At 73.9% G+C, this 15,244-nt stretch carries 14 protein-coding genes and 1 pseudogene; 8 read left to right on the forward strand and 7 right to left on the reverse strand.

What is annotated here, in order from left to right; all coding sequences use genetic code 11:
• Positions 1-4,783: type I polyketide synthase (locus FRAQA3DRAFT_RS04200; RefSeq protein ID WP_009737824.1), on the reverse strand; the 4,783-nt coding region annotated here is incomplete at its 3' end.
• 126 nt (positions 4,784-4,909) lie between these two features.
• Entirely contained in the window at positions 4,910-5,710 is an 801-nt protein-coding gene (locus tag FRAQA3DRAFT_RS04205) for an SDR family oxidoreductase (protein WP_009737825.1), read from the reverse strand.
• A 542-nt stretch (positions 5,711-6,252) separates the two neighbouring features.
• Here FRAQA3DRAFT_RS04205 and FRAQA3DRAFT_RS04210 point away from each other — a divergent pair.
• Positions 6,253-6,618 (forward strand): nuclear transport factor 2 family protein, encoded by a 366-nt coding sequence (locus FRAQA3DRAFT_RS04210; protein WP_009737826.1) that lies wholly within the window; start codon positions 6,253-6,255, stop codon positions 6,616-6,618.
• Between the two features lie 104 nt (positions 6,619-6,722).
• On the opposite strand, the gene FRAQA3DRAFT_RS04215 is transcribed toward FRAQA3DRAFT_RS04210, so the two are convergent.
• A complete protein-coding gene (locus FRAQA3DRAFT_RS04215) occupies positions 6,723-7,178 on the reverse strand; it encodes a nuclear transport factor 2 family protein (RefSeq protein WP_009737827.1) in 456 nt (151 codons plus the stop codon).
• Between the two features lie 132 nt (positions 7,179-7,310).
• Here FRAQA3DRAFT_RS04215 and FRAQA3DRAFT_RS04220 point away from each other — a divergent pair, with 132 nt between their 5' ends.
• Positions 7,311-7,883 (forward strand): TetR/AcrR family transcriptional regulator, encoded by a 573-nt coding sequence (locus FRAQA3DRAFT_RS04220; protein WP_009737828.1) that lies wholly within the window; start codon positions 7,311-7,313, stop codon positions 7,881-7,883.
• Positions 7,884-8,303: 420 nt separating this feature from the next.
• Here the strand turns inward: FRAQA3DRAFT_RS04220 and FRAQA3DRAFT_RS04225 are convergent, their stop codons facing one another.
• Positions 8,304-8,897, reverse strand: coding sequence for a GNAT family N-acetyltransferase (locus FRAQA3DRAFT_RS04225; protein WP_009737829.1), 594 nt, complete (start codon positions 8,895-8,897; stop codon positions 8,304-8,306).
• A complete protein-coding gene (locus FRAQA3DRAFT_RS04230; RefSeq protein ID WP_009737830.1) occupies positions 8,894-10,255 on the reverse strand; it encodes a hypothetical protein in 1,362 nt (453 codons plus the stop codon). The genes FRAQA3DRAFT_RS04225 and FRAQA3DRAFT_RS04230 overlap by 4 nt, the downstream gene beginning before the upstream one ends.
• Positions 10,256-10,818: 563 nt before the next feature.
• Here FRAQA3DRAFT_RS04230 and FRAQA3DRAFT_RS34550 point away from each other — a divergent pair.
• The 3 genes from FRAQA3DRAFT_RS34550 to FRAQA3DRAFT_RS04235 all read left to right on the forward strand — a co-directional run bounded on the left by FRAQA3DRAFT_RS34550 (position 10,819) and on the right by FRAQA3DRAFT_RS04235 (position 12,633).
• Entirely contained in the window at positions 10,819-10,956 is a 138-nt protein-coding gene (locus FRAQA3DRAFT_RS34550; RefSeq protein ID WP_157467093.1) for a hypothetical protein, read from the forward strand.
• Between the two features lie 822 nt (positions 10,957-11,778).
• Positions 11,779-11,952, forward strand: coding sequence for a hypothetical protein (locus FRAQA3DRAFT_RS34555; protein ID WP_157467097.1), 174 nt, complete (start codon positions 11,779-11,781; stop codon positions 11,950-11,952).
• A gap of 9 nt (positions 11,953-11,961) precedes the next feature.
• Positions 11,962-12,633, forward strand: coding sequence for an alpha/beta fold hydrolase (locus FRAQA3DRAFT_RS04235; RefSeq protein WP_009737831.1), 672 nt, complete (start codon positions 11,962-11,964; stop codon positions 12,631-12,633).
• Here the strand turns inward: FRAQA3DRAFT_RS04235 and FRAQA3DRAFT_RS04240 are convergent.
• Positions 12,611-12,793, reverse strand: coding sequence for a hypothetical protein (locus FRAQA3DRAFT_RS04240; protein WP_009737832.1), 183 nt, complete (start codon positions 12,791-12,793; stop codon positions 12,611-12,613). The two genes, FRAQA3DRAFT_RS04235 and FRAQA3DRAFT_RS04240, sit on opposite strands and share 23 nt — an antisense overlap.
• A gap of 80 nt (positions 12,794-12,873) precedes the next feature.
• Here FRAQA3DRAFT_RS04240 and FRAQA3DRAFT_RS35745 point away from each other — a divergent pair, with 80 nt between their 5' ends.
• Genes FRAQA3DRAFT_RS35745 through FRAQA3DRAFT_RS35755 form a run of 3 tightly spaced genes read left to right on the forward strand, consistent with a single transcriptional unit; the run spans position 12,874 to position 14,257 of the window.
• Positions 12,874-13,623 carry an alkaline phosphatase PhoX gene (locus FRAQA3DRAFT_RS35745; protein ID WP_232292087.1) on the forward strand — a complete coding sequence of 250 codons (750 nt, stop codon included), beginning with the start codon at positions 12,874-12,876 and terminating at the stop codon, positions 13,621-13,623.
• Entirely contained in the window at positions 13,613-13,906 is a 294-nt protein-coding gene (locus FRAQA3DRAFT_RS35750; RefSeq protein ID WP_198287025.1) for a hypothetical protein, read from the forward strand. Before FRAQA3DRAFT_RS35745 ends, FRAQA3DRAFT_RS35750 begins: the two co-directional genes overlap by 11 nt.
• 18 nt (positions 13,907-13,924) lie before the next feature.
• Positions 13,925-14,257, forward strand: coding sequence for an alkaline phosphatase PhoX (locus FRAQA3DRAFT_RS35755; RefSeq protein WP_198287026.1), 333 nt, complete (start codon positions 13,925-13,927; stop codon positions 14,255-14,257).
• A gap of 359 nt (positions 14,258-14,616) precedes the next feature.
• On the opposite strand, the pseudogene FRAQA3DRAFT_RS04250 reads toward FRAQA3DRAFT_RS35755, so the two are convergent.
• Positions 14,617-15,244: pseudogene (locus tag FRAQA3DRAFT_RS04250) on the reverse strand (DUF222 domain-containing protein); the annotation flags it as partial.

The following is a 15,244-nucleotide window of genomic DNA, read 5'->3' on the forward strand; positions in this document are numbered from 1 at the left end:
AAGCGGTGCGGTTCGCCCACACGGGCAGCCGCGGCGCCGTCACCCGGGTTCGGGCGAGTACCTCGGCGAACCGGTCGCCGGCGGCGGCGACCAGCGGGCTGTGGAACGCGCACGCCACCGGCAGCCGCACGGCGCCGATCCCGGCCGCCCGCAGCAGGTCGACGGCCCGCTCGACGCCGGCCGTGGCTCCGGAGATCACCGCCTGGTCGGGGGCGTTGTGGTTGGCCACGACGACCCGGTCGACGAGCCCGGCGTCCGCGAGAACCGCCTCGATCCGGGCCGCGCCGGCACGCACCGCCGCCATCGCTCCCGGATCGTTCGACCGCGCGGCGGCGTCGGACCCGTCGCCGATGTCGGCCGCGTCCACCGCGGCCATGATCGACTCGCCGCGGGCGGCGCTGAGCTCCAGCAGCGTCTGCGGGTCGAAGGCACCGCCGGCGGCCAGCGCGACCAGCTCCCCGTAGCTGTGCCCGGCGAGCAGGTCCGGCCGCACGCCGAGCCGGGTCAGCAGGTGGTGCACGGCGAGCCCGGCGATCCCGAGCGCCGGCTGGGCGACTCGGGTGTCACGAAGCCGCGCCTCGGCATCCGTGCCCGCGTCGCTGCTGGTAGCTTCCACGTCGCCGCCGGTAGAGCCCGCGTCGCCTCCCGCCGCGCCCGCGTCGCCTCCCGCGGAGGTGGCGAACGCGGACGGCGGATGCAGCAGGTCGGCCCATGCTTCGCCGGCACGCAGATAGTCCTGCAGCTCGGGGAAGGCGACGAACAGCTCGGCGAGCATCCCCGGACGCTGGCTGCCCTGCCCGGGGAAGAGCACCGCCACCCGGCCCGCCGGCCCGCCCGACCCGCCCGACCCGGCCGACCCGGCCGACCCGGCCGACCCGGCCGACACGGCGGTGGCGTCCTGCTCGGCCGTGGCGACGAACAGCCCGCCACCGGAGCGCGCGTCCGGGCCCGCCGCCTGGGCCAGCAGTTCGGCGAGATGGTCGAGGTCGTCGGCGACGAGGGCGAAGCGCACCGGGCCGCGGCGCTCCCGCGCCATCCGCGCCGCGGTCGCCGCGAAGTCCCGCAGCGCCCACGGCCGTCCCGCCGCGTCGTTCGCCGCGAGCAGGCGGCGTACCTCCGCGACGGCCTCCCGGGCCGCGTCGAGGTCGGTTCCGCGGATCAGCAGCAGCTCGGCGGGCCAGCGGTCCAGCGCGTGCCGGGCCCCGGCCGTTCCCGGATGACCGGCTATCACGGCGTGATAGTTCGCCCCGCCGAACCCGAAGGCGCTCACCGCCGCGACGCGCCGCGCCGGCGGCACCGGCCACGGCCGGGCCGCGTCCGAGAACGAGAACGGGCTGCTCGCCGCGTCCCAGGCCGGGTTCGGTTCGCGCACCCCCAGGGTCGGCGGGCGCACGCCGTGATGCAGCGCCAGCGCGACCTTCACCAGCCCGGCGAGGCCGGCGGCGGTCTTGGTGTGGCCGATCTGCGACTTCACCGAGCCGAGCGCGCAGCCCCCCGGCGCCGCACCCGCGGCCGCGAACACCTCGGTGAGCGCGCCGAGCTCGGTGCGGTCCCCGACGACGGTGCCGGTGCCGTGCGCCTCGACGAGGCCGACGTCGGCGGGTGAGACCCCGGCGGCGCGGTAGGCGCGCTCCAGCGCCAGGCGCTGCCCGTCGGCCCGCGGCGCGGTCAGGCCGAGCGAGCGCCCGTCGCTGGCCGCCCCGAGCCCCTTGACGATCGCGTAGACCCGGTCGCCGTCGCGTTCGGCGTCGGCGAGCCGCTTGAGCACGACGCAGGCGACGCCCTCGCCGAGCGCGGTGCCGTCCGCCGAGGCGTCGAACGGCCGGGGCCCGCCCGTGGGGGACAGTGCGCCCACCGAGGAGAACATCAGGTAGTCGAGGATGCCGTTGTGCAGGTCCGCACCGCCGCAGAGCATCACGTCGGCGGTGCCGAAACGCAGCTCCTTGCAGGCCATGTCCAGGGCGGTCAGCGAGGAGGCGCAGGCCGCGTCGACGACGTAGGCGGGGCCGCCGAGGTCGAGGCGGTTCGAGACACGGTTGGCGATGATGTTGCCGAGGATGCCGGTGAACGTCTCCTCCGTCACCCGGGGTAGCTGGGCGTCCAGCTCGGCCGGCACCCGGCCGTAGTAGGCAGGCAGTAACCCGCGCAGGGTGATGGCCGCGGACAGGTCGCTGTTCGTCTCGGTGCCGAACACGACGCCGGTGCGGGCGCGGTCGAAGCCCGTGGGGTCCAGCCGGGCGTCCTCGAGCGCGCGCCGGGCGGTCTCCAGGGCGAGGAGCTGGACCGGTTCGATGCTGGTCAGCGCGGACGGGGGGATGCCGTAGCGCAGCGGGTCGAACGGGATCCGCGGCAGGAACCCGCCCACCTTCGACGGGGTCCGCTCGCCGTTGGGGCGCCCGTCGCCGCCGTCGCCGGCGTCGAAGTAGATCTCGGGATCCCACCGGTCGGCCGGCACCGGGCCGATCGCGCTCGCCCCGGCGACGATGTTCGACCAGTAGCCCGCGAGGTCGGGCGCGTCCGGGAAGACGCAGGCCATCCCCACGATCGCGATGTCCAGCGGGCCGGGGGCGGGCGTGCTGGTCGCGTACGTGGCGGTCGCGGATGGGGCGGCATCGGACATGCGGGTGCCGGTCAGCCTGCGGACCCGGCCCGCCTGGTCGGCGAGGAACCGGCGAGCCCGGATGGTGACGTCGTCGTGCAGGTCCGCGACCGTGGTCGCGCTCGAGCGCAGCACGGCGACCTGGCCGGCCATGAACAGGCCCTCGGCCCGCTGGCGCTCGGCGTCGACCCGCAGCAGCTCGTCGCCGCGGCGCTCCAGGCCCTTGCTCGCCAGCCGTAACCGTCCGACGTTGAGCTGTTCGAGGCGCTCCCACGCCTCGTGGTCGGCGACCCCGTCGGCGCGCAGCTGCGCGCGTACCTCGTCGAACCGTTCGACGAACGGGCTGGTCACACAGCGGGTCAGGTGCCCCGGCGCGGTCCGCAGCAGCGCCGTCGCGCGGGCCCGCAGCGCCTGGCGCTGGAACTGCGCGACGATGGCGCCGTCGCGGATCGCCTCGGCGGTGAACAGGTAGGCGGTCCCCATCAGCAGGCCGACCTCGACGCCGCGGGCGGCCAGCGGTCCCGCCAGGGCCGCGACCATCGCCGCGGACCGGGCGTCGTGGATGCCGCCGGCGAACAGCACCTGGACCGGGCCCGAGTCGTCGAGGTCGTCGAGGTCGTTGAGGCGGTCGAGGTCGTCGAGGTGGTCGAGCAGGACGCCGGTCTGGGCCTCCCACAGCGGGAAGCTGCCGCGGGGGCCGACATGGCCCCCGCACTCGGCGCCCTCGAACACGAACCGGCGCGCCCCCGCGGCCAGGTACTGGCGCAGCAGGGTGGGGGAGGGGACGTGCAGGAAGGTGGGGATCCCGAGCCGTTCGAGCTCCTCGGCCTGGCCCGGCCGGCCCCCGGCGATGATGACGCACGACGGCCGGATCTCCCGGACGGCGTCGAGCTGGGCGGCCCGGACGTCCTCGGCGACGAACCCGAGGATGCCGACCCCCCACGGCCGCGCGCCGAGGGTGTCGCGGGTGTCGGCGAGCAACCGGCGGGCCTGCTCGCCGGTGGCGAGCGCCAGCGCCAGGAACGGCAGCGCCCCGTCGCCCGCGACGCTGCGGGCGAACGCCGGCGAGTCGCTGACCCGGGTCATGGGCCCCTGCGCGACGGGGCGGGTGAGGCCCAGCGTGGCGCACAGCGGCGAGTCGCCGGTGAGGAGCGCGGCGGCGGCCGCGGCCTCGGTGCCGCCGGCGGTCGCGGCGACCGCGCGGCGGACCGCTCCGACGGCGCGCGCCGCCGTGCCGTACCGCTCGGCGAATGTGCGGGCGAGGTAGCCGTCCTGGCCGACCGGCAGGAGCTGCCCACCGCCGCGGCCGCCGAGACGGTCCAGCACCCGCTCGGGCGGCCAGGTCTCGGCGTCGCCGTCGGCCCGTCGGTCCGGCGCGGACTGCAGGACCCGGTGGCCGGCGGCGACGACCGTCTCGGTGCCGTCCATCCGACGCAGCACCGCGGCGGTCTCGGCGGGCACGTCGGACTCGGCGAGCAGGGCGAGCTGGCTGTCCAGCACGACGCCGGCCGCGCCGCCCACGACCGCGGCGGCCGCGGTGCGCACGCCGATCCCGCCCCAGCACCACACCGGCAGGTCCCGGCCGACGCCGTCGAGCAGCTGCTGGAGCAGGACGAAGGAGCCGAGCTCGCCGACCCGGCCGCCGGCCTCGTTGCCCCGGGCCACCAGCCCGTGCGCCCCCGAGGCCGCCGCCGCCCGGGCCTGCTCGACCGTCGTGACCTCGACCAGCCGCCGCGCGCCCGGCAGCGCGGCAAGCTCCGACCGGCGCGGACCGGCGCCGTCGCCCCGGTCGGGGTCGTGCCGGTGGGGGTCGGTGGCCTCGTCCCGCTGCGGGTCGGTGCCGGGCAGCGGCGCCGGGAGCAGGACGAGGCCGATGCGGTCGGCGAAGGCCGCGAGGTCCCGCGTCGCCACCAGGCCCGGGTGCGCCAGCCGGATTCCGAATCTGCCGGTGACCAGACGCGCCGTGGTGCGCAGCGCGGCGAGCGCGGCGACCGGGTCGCGGCCGAGGTCGAGCACGCCCCACGCGCTGGCGTGGCACAGCGCCGCCACCAGCCGGGGATCGGGCTCGCCGAACGGGCTCACCCCGAGGACGAGGTCGCGCCGGTGCCGGGAGGCGGCGGGTGCCGGGACCGGCGCCGGCGAGGTGCCCACCGCGGCGGCGGGAGGCTGCGCGCTTGCCTGCATGGACTCACTTCTCCAACGATGATCGGCCGCCGGGCGGACGGCCGTCGGGCGGACGGCTGGGTGACGGGCGGGAACGGCCGGGGCGGGCACGGGCCACGCCCCGACGTCGGTACCGCCGGGCGGGCATCAGGGGGCGGGGACGGCCGCGGCCCGGCGATGCCGGGCGAGCCAGCCCTCCGGGTCGGCGGCCTTCTCGGCGTACGCCGTCGCCGTCTGCGCCTGGGGCATTATCAGAAACCGGCCCTCGGCGACGCCCTGGATCGCACATCGGGCGACCACGTCGGCCTCCAGCACCGGGCCGGACGCCACCACCGCGCGAGCGGTCTGGTGGCCGGCGTTGAGGGCGTCCACCAGCATGTCCGTCCGGACGCCGAGCGGGCACAGGACGCTGATCTGCACTCCGCGGCCGCCGTGGGTGAGCGCCAGCCATTCGGCGAGAGCGACCGCGGCGCCCTTCGTCACGGCGTATGGCGCGTCCCCGGGGATATTGAGCAGGCCGGCCGCGGAGGCGGTGATGACAAACGCGCCGCTATCCCTTTCCAGCATGCTTGGGAGCACGATGCGGGCGGCGTTGGCGTGGGACATGACATTGATGCTCCAGGAGCGGGCCCACTGCCGGGCGGTGGCGTCGATCCCGGCGCCGGCCGTGATTCCGGCGTTGGAAAAGAAAACATCGACGGAACCGAACATTTCGCGGGTCCTCCGGGCTAGCTCGTCGAGGTCCGCCGGTGACCCGACGTCAGCCCGGACGGCCTCCGCCGCGGTGCCGCGCAGGCTCACACGCTGGGCCGTTGCTCGTGCGGTGGCCAGGTCGATGTCGGCCACGACGACCGCCCGGGCACCCGCCGCCGCGGCTTGTTCGGCGAGCGCGGCACCGATCCCGCGGCCGCCACCGGTGACGACGACAACCTTGTCCACGAGCAGCATGAAACCTCCCTGCCGATGGTGACGTCCCAATGAAAGGGCAGTCGGCGGCGCCGCGAGGTGGTATTCGGTGAATGCTTTCGCCGAGCAACAATGCGGGCTCGCGGTCCGGTCCTGGGCGGTCCGGATTGCTGAATACTGCCACTTGTTGATCTGAGTCAGCAGGAACACTAGGCAGTGCTCGAACTCCGTGCAAGTGCAGCGGAAGGGCGATTTACACCAAGGGGCTACCCCGGGCAACCGCCTCCGGGGGCCTCGGGACGCTAAAGCGGCAGGTCGGACGGTAGGTGCGGGGTACGTCCGGTACGTCCGATCTGTCCGGTTTCGGCGGGCAAAGGTGACTCCTTCTTTACATTCGGTGGGCGGTGGCGAGCGTCTGACGTGGGGCGCGACCGCCAGGAGACGCCCGAGCTCCCGGTTTCATCGGATCGGGTTCTAGATCCCATATGAATCATCTGTTGGACTTCTGCTTACCGGTCCGGTGACCCTGGAACGGCAGCACATCCGCCCGGACCAGAACCAGGACTCCCCACGGAGGAGGACACATGTCGGAGCGCGACAAGGCGTGGCAGCCCGAGGACCTCACCCGGCTGTTCGTCGAACGGGTCAACGCCCGCGACGCCGAGGGCATCGCGGCGCTCTACGAACCGGACGCCGTGGTGGCCTACCCGCCGGGCAGCGTGACGGTGGGCCGCGAGGCCATCCGCGCCTTCTGGGCGAAGGCCCTGCCGCAACTGCCGCCGTTCGCGCAGGAGACGCCCCTGCCGACCCTGGCCAGCGGCGACATCGCCCTGACCTCGACCCCACCGAAGGACGGCGCGGGCGCCCGCGCCCAGGTGGTCCGCCGCCAGCCGGACGGTTCCTGGCTGCGGCTGATCGACCAGCCGGAGTTCACCACCCCACCGGCCTGACTCCGCCCGCCATCCGCTCGGCCGTCGCCGAGCCGGCCGAACACCCCACCGGGCACGCCGGGCAGGCGATCGCGGCGGGCACGGCGGGCAGGCGATCGCGGCGGTCAGGCCGCGAGAGCCGCGGCGAGCTCGCCGAGCCGGCCGAACGCTCGGGCGAACCCGACGGGGTCTGTGTAGTCGCGGGACTCGATGATCTGCCCGCCGCGCACCCGCAGCACGAAGATGCACGCGACGTCGAAGTCGCGGGCGTGCGCCCGGCCGACGTAGTGGAACTCGCCGATGACGACCTCCGGGTCGGCGGTGGCGTGCACGGTCCGGTCGACCGCGGCGAAGCTCTCGACCCCGTCGGCCGCCGCGGTCGCCCCGTCGAAGTACCGGCGCAGGTCGCCGCGGGTACGCAGCGGCTCGGCCGGGAACGGGGCGAACGGGTGGCGGACGTCGGTGTGCTCGGCGTACAGCGCGACCAGCGGATCGAGCTGGGAGCGGTCGCCGAGCACGAGCCGCGGCACCGCGTCGGCGAGCGCGTGGAAGACCTCGGTGGGCGTGGCGGCGGTCGTCATCCGGGCCTCCCGGCGATATAAGCGAAGTGGTGACTTCGAATCCTAGCCGAAGTGGCCACTTCGTTTACACCCTCGGCGGCGTGGGGTGATACGACGAACGGGGGGCCGTCGTCGGGTGAAGGGTGATCGCGGATGCGGGTGGACGCCCGGCTGAACCGGGAGCGCATCCTCGCTGCCGCCGAGGAGGTGTTCGGTGAGCTCGGCGCGCAGGCGTCCACGGAGGAGGTGGCCCGCCGGGCCGGGGTCGGCGTCGCCACGGTGTTCCGCCACTTCCCGACCAAGACCGACCTCGTCGAGGCGACGCTGGTCCGGCATTTCGACGACCTCGTCGCGCACGCCCGCACGCTCGCGGCCGCGCCCGCGCCCGGTGCGGCGCTCGGCGATCTGGTCACCGCGATGATCGAGCGGGGCGCGACGAAGGTGACGCTGGCGAACCTGCTCGGCGCCGCGGATCAGGTTCCCTCGGGCGCGGCGGATGCGGCCCACCGGCTGCGCGACGCCGTCGACGCCGTGTTGCGCCGCGCGCAGGACGCGGGCGTGGCCCGGACGGACGTCTCCGTCGACGAGCTCTACTTCCTGGTCCGGGGCCTGACCCAGGCGGCGGCCGCGCTGCCCGTGCCCGCCGCGGTCAGCCGCGGCGCGGTCGCGATCGTCCTGGACGGCCTCGCCGCGAATCCCGGGGGCGGCTCCTCGCCGCGCAGGTAGGTCGAGCCGCGGGTGGGCTGCCGCAGTCGGCTGCCGGTCGGCCAGCGGAGGTCGGCTGCCGGTCGGCCAGCGGAGGTCGGCTGCCGGTCGGCCAGCGGAGGTCGGCTGCCGGTCGGCCAGCGGAGGTCGGCTGCCGGTCGGCCAGCGGAGGTCGGCTGCCGGTCGGCCAGCGGAGGTCGGCTGCCGGGGGCGGCTCCAGGTGGGCCACCGGGGTGGGCTGCCTTGGGTGCCTGCCCTGCTCGGGTGCCTGCCTTGCTCGGGTGCCTGTGGTGGCTACGGTGACGGCCCGGGCCCGGTTGTGATCCGGGGCCCGGCCACCGTTCGTCGCGTCGCGTGTGGTCCCGTCGCGTGTCGTCCCGTCGCGTGTCGTCCTGTTGTGTTTCGTCGCGTTGTGTTCGCGGTGCTCACGTGGTGTTGCCGTCAGTGCGCGTTCTGCCCGGCCTGTGCGGCCTGTGCGGCCTGTGCGGGCAGGGCGGCGGTCCAGTCGGTCCGGCTGATCGTGTAGACGGTGTGGTCCTCGCCGTGGAGGAACTCCAGGCGCTGCGGGGTCATGCCGAGCCGTTCGGCCACGCGGACCGAGGCGGTGTTCTCCGGCAGGATGACCGAGACGACCTCGGCGAGGTCCGGCCGCTGCGCGAAGACCCAGCCGATGGCGGCGGTGGCGGCCTCGCGCGCGTAGCCGCGGCCCCAGCGGTCGCGGCGGATGAACCAGACGGCCTCGACACCGGGCCAGCCGGGTTCGGTCCACAGCCCGGCGCGGCCGACGAGCGAACCGGTCGACCGCTCCACGACGGCCCAGGGACCCACGCCGGTCAGCGCCCAGCAGCCGATGTTGCCGGCCATCGCGTGCCACACACTGTCCGGATCGCACCGTCCACCGATGTAGCGGGTGAACTCGGGATCGGACCAGATCTCGACGAAGTCGGGAACGTCGGCATTATCGAGCGGACGCAGAATCAGGCGCTTCGTCGTGAGCGTCGGGATGGTCGTCGCGGCCGCTTTTGTCGTCGTCATCCCGGCGTTCCGGCCGGCAGCGTGCGGCACGCCTCGAGAAAGGAGGAGACCGCGGGCAGCCGATGATGCGACGGGGAAAAGGAGGAGGCGCACTGCCGCAGCCGGGCTTTCACGGTGTGCGTCAGGTCGGCCGGCGCGGTCGTCATTACCTCCATCGCGATGCGGGCCGCCTCCTCGGGTTCCGCCTCGGGGCCGAGGAGGTGTTGCGAGGCGTCGGACATGGATGCGTGCTGGGATTCCTCGACGGTGAAGTCACCACCCCTTCGCCGATAGCCGGCGACCGCGATCGGCGCCCATTCCCGCGCCATGTCGGCGTCGCCCATTGTGATGGCCACGCCGGACCGGAACATGGCGACCGCCGCCGGACCGACCGGAGTTTCTCCCGGCATCGGCGCCATCGAGCAGGCCGCCGCCTCCATCCGGTTCAACGCGCGCCGGGCGCTGTCGTTGTCGCCCGCCTTCGCGTATGCCCGCGCCTCGTACGCGGCCATTCTGGCGTCCATATAAGGATGGCTCACATGCCGGACGATGCTCAGTGCAGCAATGGCCTGGCGATAGCGCTGAGTGTGATAGGCGATAGAACTCTGCAGGGCCGCCACCGACATGATGAGAACGGGTTCACCGATCTCGTTCGCGTACGTTCCGGCGAGGCCGGCGAACCGACGGGCGGAGCGGAAGTCATCCGTGTTGAAGGCCAGCCGGCCGAGGAAATAGGTGAGCTGGCCGCCGAGCAGCGTCACCCGGCTGCGGGTGCTCGCGGACATCCGGCCGTCGAGGATCGCCTCGATCTGCTTCCAGCGCCCGGCCACCTCGCCGAGCAGGGCGGCGTGCGGGGCCGAGCCGTAGACCTGCGCGATCTCGTCGACGTCGGACTCCAGCTCGTCGAGCGTGCGGTCGGAGGCGCTGCCGGTCTCGATGCGCTGGCGGGTGGAGACCGCCAGCGCGGACAGGGCGGGCAGCGCGGGCAGGGCCGCGAACTCTCGCCGGTTCGTGGAAATCACCCCTTGATCGATTGTCCGTACACCATTGGCTACAAGCATCCCCTCCGGTGCAGGCACATATTCATCAGTCGGTTTTCTCATGGGGGGCACGACGCCGAGGCGTCGCGCCCGCTTTTCCCGGTCGGCGGCGTCACGCAGCCGCCTAATCGCCCCCCCGCATGGGAGAACGACATCCAGGGCGTCGGAGAGGTCTGGCGACGGTACCTCCCGGCCGTTGACCGCCCGGGATACCTGCTGCCTTTTGAATCCGGTCCTTTCGGCCAGTCTACTGATGTTGGTCTCGTTGTCTCCGATCAGGGATTGGAGCATGGTCGCCAGCTGGTCCAGCGCATCATTGCGTTGCCGTTCAGCCTCCACCGTCAACCTCCGGGCCGCATCCGTATCGAGGGGTGCAACAAGTCGTTGCGGGACTAGCACCCATCTGTTGCACTCTGTCGCTGAGCTGGGGCCGAAGTGTGTCATGACACCAACCGAGGCACGCCCGGGCCACCCAGGTGGGTACCGCGGGAGTGCCCCCGGCACTACCCGTGATCCGGTTAACGCCGTTTCGAGGAGGTTTCGTGACGCCATCGAGCCCTTCGGCAGGAATACCGAGTTCCGTATCCCCTCCCCTCGAGGACGAAGAGGTTGTGCACGCCACATCGCGGACCCCCGATGGGGGTGATTCGGCCTCGACTCTGCCGGGGTCTACCCGGGATGGGGGGGACATTCCTCCGAATCTGGCTCACACGGGTGGCGTGACGGGACCTTGGTCCCGCTACCGGCGGCATCCCGACTACCGGCGTGGTCCGTGCGCACCGACCACTCGGGCCCCCCGCCCCTCCCCGATTCGGGTACCCCCGAGGGGCCTTCCGGTCCGCCGGCCGGGTCTGCACTGGGTCCCGCCCCAGGACCCGAAGGCGCTGGATTACGCGATCACGGTGCTCGACGAGGCCGGCAGCCCGGTCGAGACCCTCATCGGCTGGTCCTCGGCTCGGCTCGCGGAGGAACACGCCCACACCCTCGCCGGCATCGCCGGTTACCGGATCGTGCCCTGCCGCCGTACTGGTGGTCGCTGAGCGGTGGGGCACCGCCCCTCGGCGGGTGGAAGCGCCAGCGCCCGCCGAGGGGCCTCAGCCGCAGCGCGGATCGCAGGCCGGGACCAGAGCCCGTCGGGACTCCTCCAGTAGTCCGGTCGACCGGTTCGCGTAGCCCGAAGTGACCACAGGGACCCCCATGCGGGCGTCCGACCGTCCGGTCCGCGTTGTCTGCCGGGTGTGCGAGGTGTGCCCGTTCCGCCCGACTTGCCTGACTTGGCTTGACTTGCGGCTCTGCGTAACCTGCCGGCTTCGGCGGCCGTCCCGCGTGCCGGGCCGGTGGGGTGTCGGGCCGGTGGGGCACCGAGACCGATGGCGGGCTGAGGTGGCGCTGCCCCGGCAGATGATTTCCCGGCGCGCCGGTCGACCGCCGTCGTCATTCGCCCAAATGCCGTGAACGCGGAACCATCCGGAGTCTGGCCGGAATGGGCCGCCGCCGTGTCGGGGCGGCCGAGAGAGTTCGCTGGAGCGCCGCAATCCGGCCGGGCGCACCGACCCTCCGGGGTGCGCAGATCAACGCAACATCATTCCGGTCGACCGTGGATTGTGTGGAGGTATGTCCGTAGGAACAACACGGAGCAATGGTCGTGCATCCGTTGGGTGAATATCGCGGACCAGTTCGCTCGGCAGGGACTCGTCGGTCCACCGACCCTGCCGTGTCCGGAGCGTATTCGAAACGGATGGACAACGACTTGCGGGGCGTTGTGGTCGCTGTGTGGCCCCGAGGAATCCCGGCGCGATACGCCTGCCACGCGCCGGCGCCGCCCGTCGCTATCGACGGGCGGCGGCAGGTCAGGACGGTCCGTGCGACGTCCGGTCGTCGCGGGCGAGCACCCGCGCGAGCACCCGGGCGAGCGTGCGGGTGCTCGCGCGGGTGAGGTCGGCTGCCGGGTCGCCGCCGAGATCGTCGGCACCGTGCTGGCCTACGTTCTCGGCTCGGCCGCGAGGGCGGGCAGCTGCGGCGGGCGGCCCGGATAACCTCGGGCCGTGGCGGTCATCTGCCTGTTGCACGGGGCCTGGCACGACCCGACCTGCTGGGACGACGTCGTCGCCGAGCTGCGCGCCCGCGGGCACCGGGCGCTGGCCCCGGACCTGCCGCTCGGCGACCCCGCCACGACCTACGCCGAACGCGTCCGCCCCGTCCTCCACGCCCTGTCCGTCGCCCGGGCTGACGACGGCGGGCCGGTCGTGATCGTCGGGCATTCGATGGGCGCCTCCTACGCCCCGCTCGTGGCGGCGGCGCTGCCCGGGGCGCTCACCGTGCGCCTGTGCCCGGGGCTCGGCCCGCTGCGCGCGGGCTTCCCCTGGCCGCCGGCCGGTCCCGACGGCATCAGCGCCTGGGACCCGCAGGCGGCGGTCGCGGCGCTCTACTCGCGGCTGGAACCGGAACGGGCCCGACGCTTCGCTGCCCGGCTGCGGCCGATGGCCCCCGCCGCCGGCCGTTACCCCCTCGGCCGCGCGGAACGGGCCGCGCTGCCCACCGTCGTCGTCTGCGCCGCCGACGACGAGCTGTTCGCCATCGAGACCGAGCGGGACCGTGCCCGCGCCGCGCTCGGCGTCGACCCCGTCGAGATCCCCGGCGGCCACCTGCCGATGCTCACCGACCCGGCTGGCCTCGCCGCGCTCCTCGAGGGGTTCACCCGCCGCTGCGCACCGTAGTCGCCGTGCCGGCGGCGGGAGCCAACGCGTCGAGGAGCTCGCCGGTGCCGAGCACCCGGGCACCGATGTCGCGGCACCCGGCCAGCCCCCGCGGGTAGATCCGGGAGACCGCGTCGGCGACGACCACGACGTCGAACGAGCCGAGACACCCGGTCTGCATCGGGGTGACCCGCTCGAAGCGAGCCGGCTCGGTATGCCCGAGATGCCAGGATGAGCTGGTAAAAGGTGGACTTGTTCGCTGTGCGTCGGCCGGCCGGACAGGTGAGGGCCAGCGGGTCGTCGTCCGTCCCGTCCGCGGCGCCGAACCCGACCCCGGCGGCGCCGGCCGGTTTCGGAGCGCTGCGGCCCGCCGGGCCCGAGCTCGCCCTGCCGCCCGGGTTCCGCTACGCCTCGTTCGGTCGCGCGGGCGCGCCGATGTCCGACGGGCTGCCCACCCCGATCGTCCACGACGGCCAGGCGCTGTTCGACGGCGGCCACGGGACGGCGGTGCTGCTGCGCAACCACGAGATCGACCCGGACCTGCCCGGGGTCCAGCACCGCGCGCTCGGCCCGCGCGAGGCCTACGACCGGGCCGCGCCGGCGGGGGTGACCTGGTCGCGGTACGGACCTGGTCGCGGTACGGACCTGGCGGCGGGCCGGCTGCGGGAGAGCCGACTCGTGCTCAACGGGACGCTGGAGAACTGCAACGGCTCGCCGACGCCGGGGGGAACCTGGCTGTCGTGTGAGGAGACGACGGACGGGACGGCCGCCGGCTACGAACGGCCGCACGGCTACGTCTTCGAGGTCCCGGTGAACGCCCGCGGCCCGGTGTCGCCGCTGCCGTTGCAGGCGATGGGCCGCTTCGAGCCGAGTGCGCCCCCGTGCACCCGGCGACCGGCATCGTCTACCTCACCGAGGACAACGGCGATCCCGGCGACGGGCTCTACCGCTTCCTGCCGGCCCGCCCCGGGCAGCTGGCGGCCGGCTGCAGATGCTCGCCGTGCGCGGTGAACCGACCTACGACACCGCCACTGGCCAGCGGGTCGGCGAGCGCCTGCCGGTAACCTGGGTCGACATCGACCATCCCGACCCGGCCGACGCCGAGTCGTTCCCCGGGCCGGTGTACAGCCAGGGCCGGGCCCGCGGTGGAGCCCGCTTCCTCGGCTTGGAGGGCGCCGACTGGGCCGGCGGCCAGCTCACCTTCGTCGTCTCCGAGGCCGGGGACGCCGAGGAGGGGCAGGTGTGGACCTACTGGCCCACCGACCTGCACACCGGCGTCCTCACGCTGCGCTAGGAGTCGAGGGACGGCGGCGTGCTCGACCAGCCCGACGGGCTGACCGTCGGCCCGCACGGCGGCGTCGTGCTCTGCGAGGACGGCGACGGCGAGGACGGCGACGGCGAGGCGGGCGGCGACAACTACCTGCGGCTGCTGACCACGGCCGGCCGGATCGTCGACCTGGCGAAGGTCATCGCCCCGCTCGACCTGCACCACTGGAACGCCGAGGACTTCCCGACGCCGGGACCGGTGGGCGCGAGCGAGACGGCCGGCGCCCGGTTCACCGCGGACGGCCGGCACCTGTTCGTCAACATCCACTACCCGGGCCTGACCTGCGTCATCACCGGACCCTGGGGCACGCTCGTCTAGAAGATCCTGGGCGGACGTCGGTGGTCGAGCGCCGCTTGGAGCTCCTGCTCGGACGGGCGGGAGCACCGATGCCGCCAGGCTGGCGGGATGGCGATCCGTCGGAGCGAAGACCGACGCCGCCGCTACGGCGGCAAATCACCGCACCTCCATCGTGCTCTGACTCGCCGTGGTTCCGCCCAGTTCCACCCGGTTCCGCCCAGTTCCGCCCAGTTCCGCCCAGTTCCGCGCGGATCCGCGCGGACGTGCGGCCAGGCCGGATCGCGACGCCACCGGAGCCCCGCCACGCCGTGATACGCCGTCGGTGGGGGAGACGACGGCAGGGTGGGGAGGCGGTCCGGCGGGGCCGGGTCGGTCGACTGTCAGGTGATGCTGGTGAGGAGGTCGGGTGGGTGTTGGGTGTAGGGGTTGCGGCGGGGTTGTTGGTGGGGGTCGGTGCGTCGGGGTGGGAGGTAGGCGGGGTGTCCGTCGTCGGTGAAGATGATGGTCCAGCCGTCGTGGTGGACTTGGCGGTGGTGGGCGCCGCAGAGCAGTACCAGGTTGTGTAGGGCGGTGACTCTGTTGTTTTTTCGGTGTGTAGTGGTGACATTCGCACCATGACGGGGGCCGATCACATCCCGGGAAGCTGCATCCTCGGTCGCGGGCGACGAGGGCGCGGCGTAGGTGTGGGGGGACGACGCGGGTGGTTCGTCCGATGTCGAGGGGGACGCCGGCGAGGCTGAGGATGATCCGGCTGATTTCGGCGTCGCAGGACAGCCGGGCGAGGGTGCTGGGGGGCAGGGGGAGTCCCCAGCTGGTCAGGGCGGGGCTGGTGCCGCTGGCGAGCAGGGTGTTCCCGTTGATGGTGACGGTCAGGTGTGGGCGGACGCCGCCGCTTTCGGGGAGGGTGGCGGCGCCCAACGCGCGGGTGACCAGGTCGATCAGGGCGTCGGCGCGGCGGTGGGCGGGGCTGCGCCGGTCGGGGGTGCCGTCGGTGGCGGGGTGGGGGGC

The organism is Frankia sp. QA3 (assembly GCF_000262465.1).
GTDB lineage: Bacteria > Actinomycetota > Actinomycetes > Frankiales > Frankiaceae > Frankia.

What these genes read in the sequence shown, in the direction of transcription:
- FRAQA3DRAFT_RS04205 (WP_009737825.1), bottom strand. Translation starts at nt 5,710, where the DNA reads ATGCTGCTCGTGGACAAGGTTGTCGTCGTCACCGGTGGCGGCCGCGGG.
- FRAQA3DRAFT_RS04210 (WP_009737826.1), top strand. Translation starts at nt 6,253, where the DNA reads ATGTCGGAGCGCGACAAGGCGTGGCAGCCCGAGGACCTCACCCGGCTG.
- FRAQA3DRAFT_RS04215 (WP_009737827.1), bottom strand. Translation starts at nt 7,178, where the DNA reads ATGACGACCGCCGCCACGCCCACCGAGGTCTTCCACGCGCTCGCCGAC.
- FRAQA3DRAFT_RS04220 (WP_009737828.1), top strand. Translation starts at nt 7,311, where the DNA reads ATGCGGGTGGACGCCCGGCTGAACCGGGAGCGCATCCTCGCTGCCGCC.
- FRAQA3DRAFT_RS04225 (WP_009737829.1), bottom strand. Translation starts at nt 8,897, where the DNA reads ATGACGACGACAAAAGCGGCCGCGACGACCATCCCGACGCTCACGACG.
- FRAQA3DRAFT_RS04240 (WP_009737832.1), bottom strand. Translation starts at nt 12,793, where the DNA reads ATGCAGACCGGGTGTCTCGGCTCGTTCGACGTCGTGGTCGTCGCCGAC.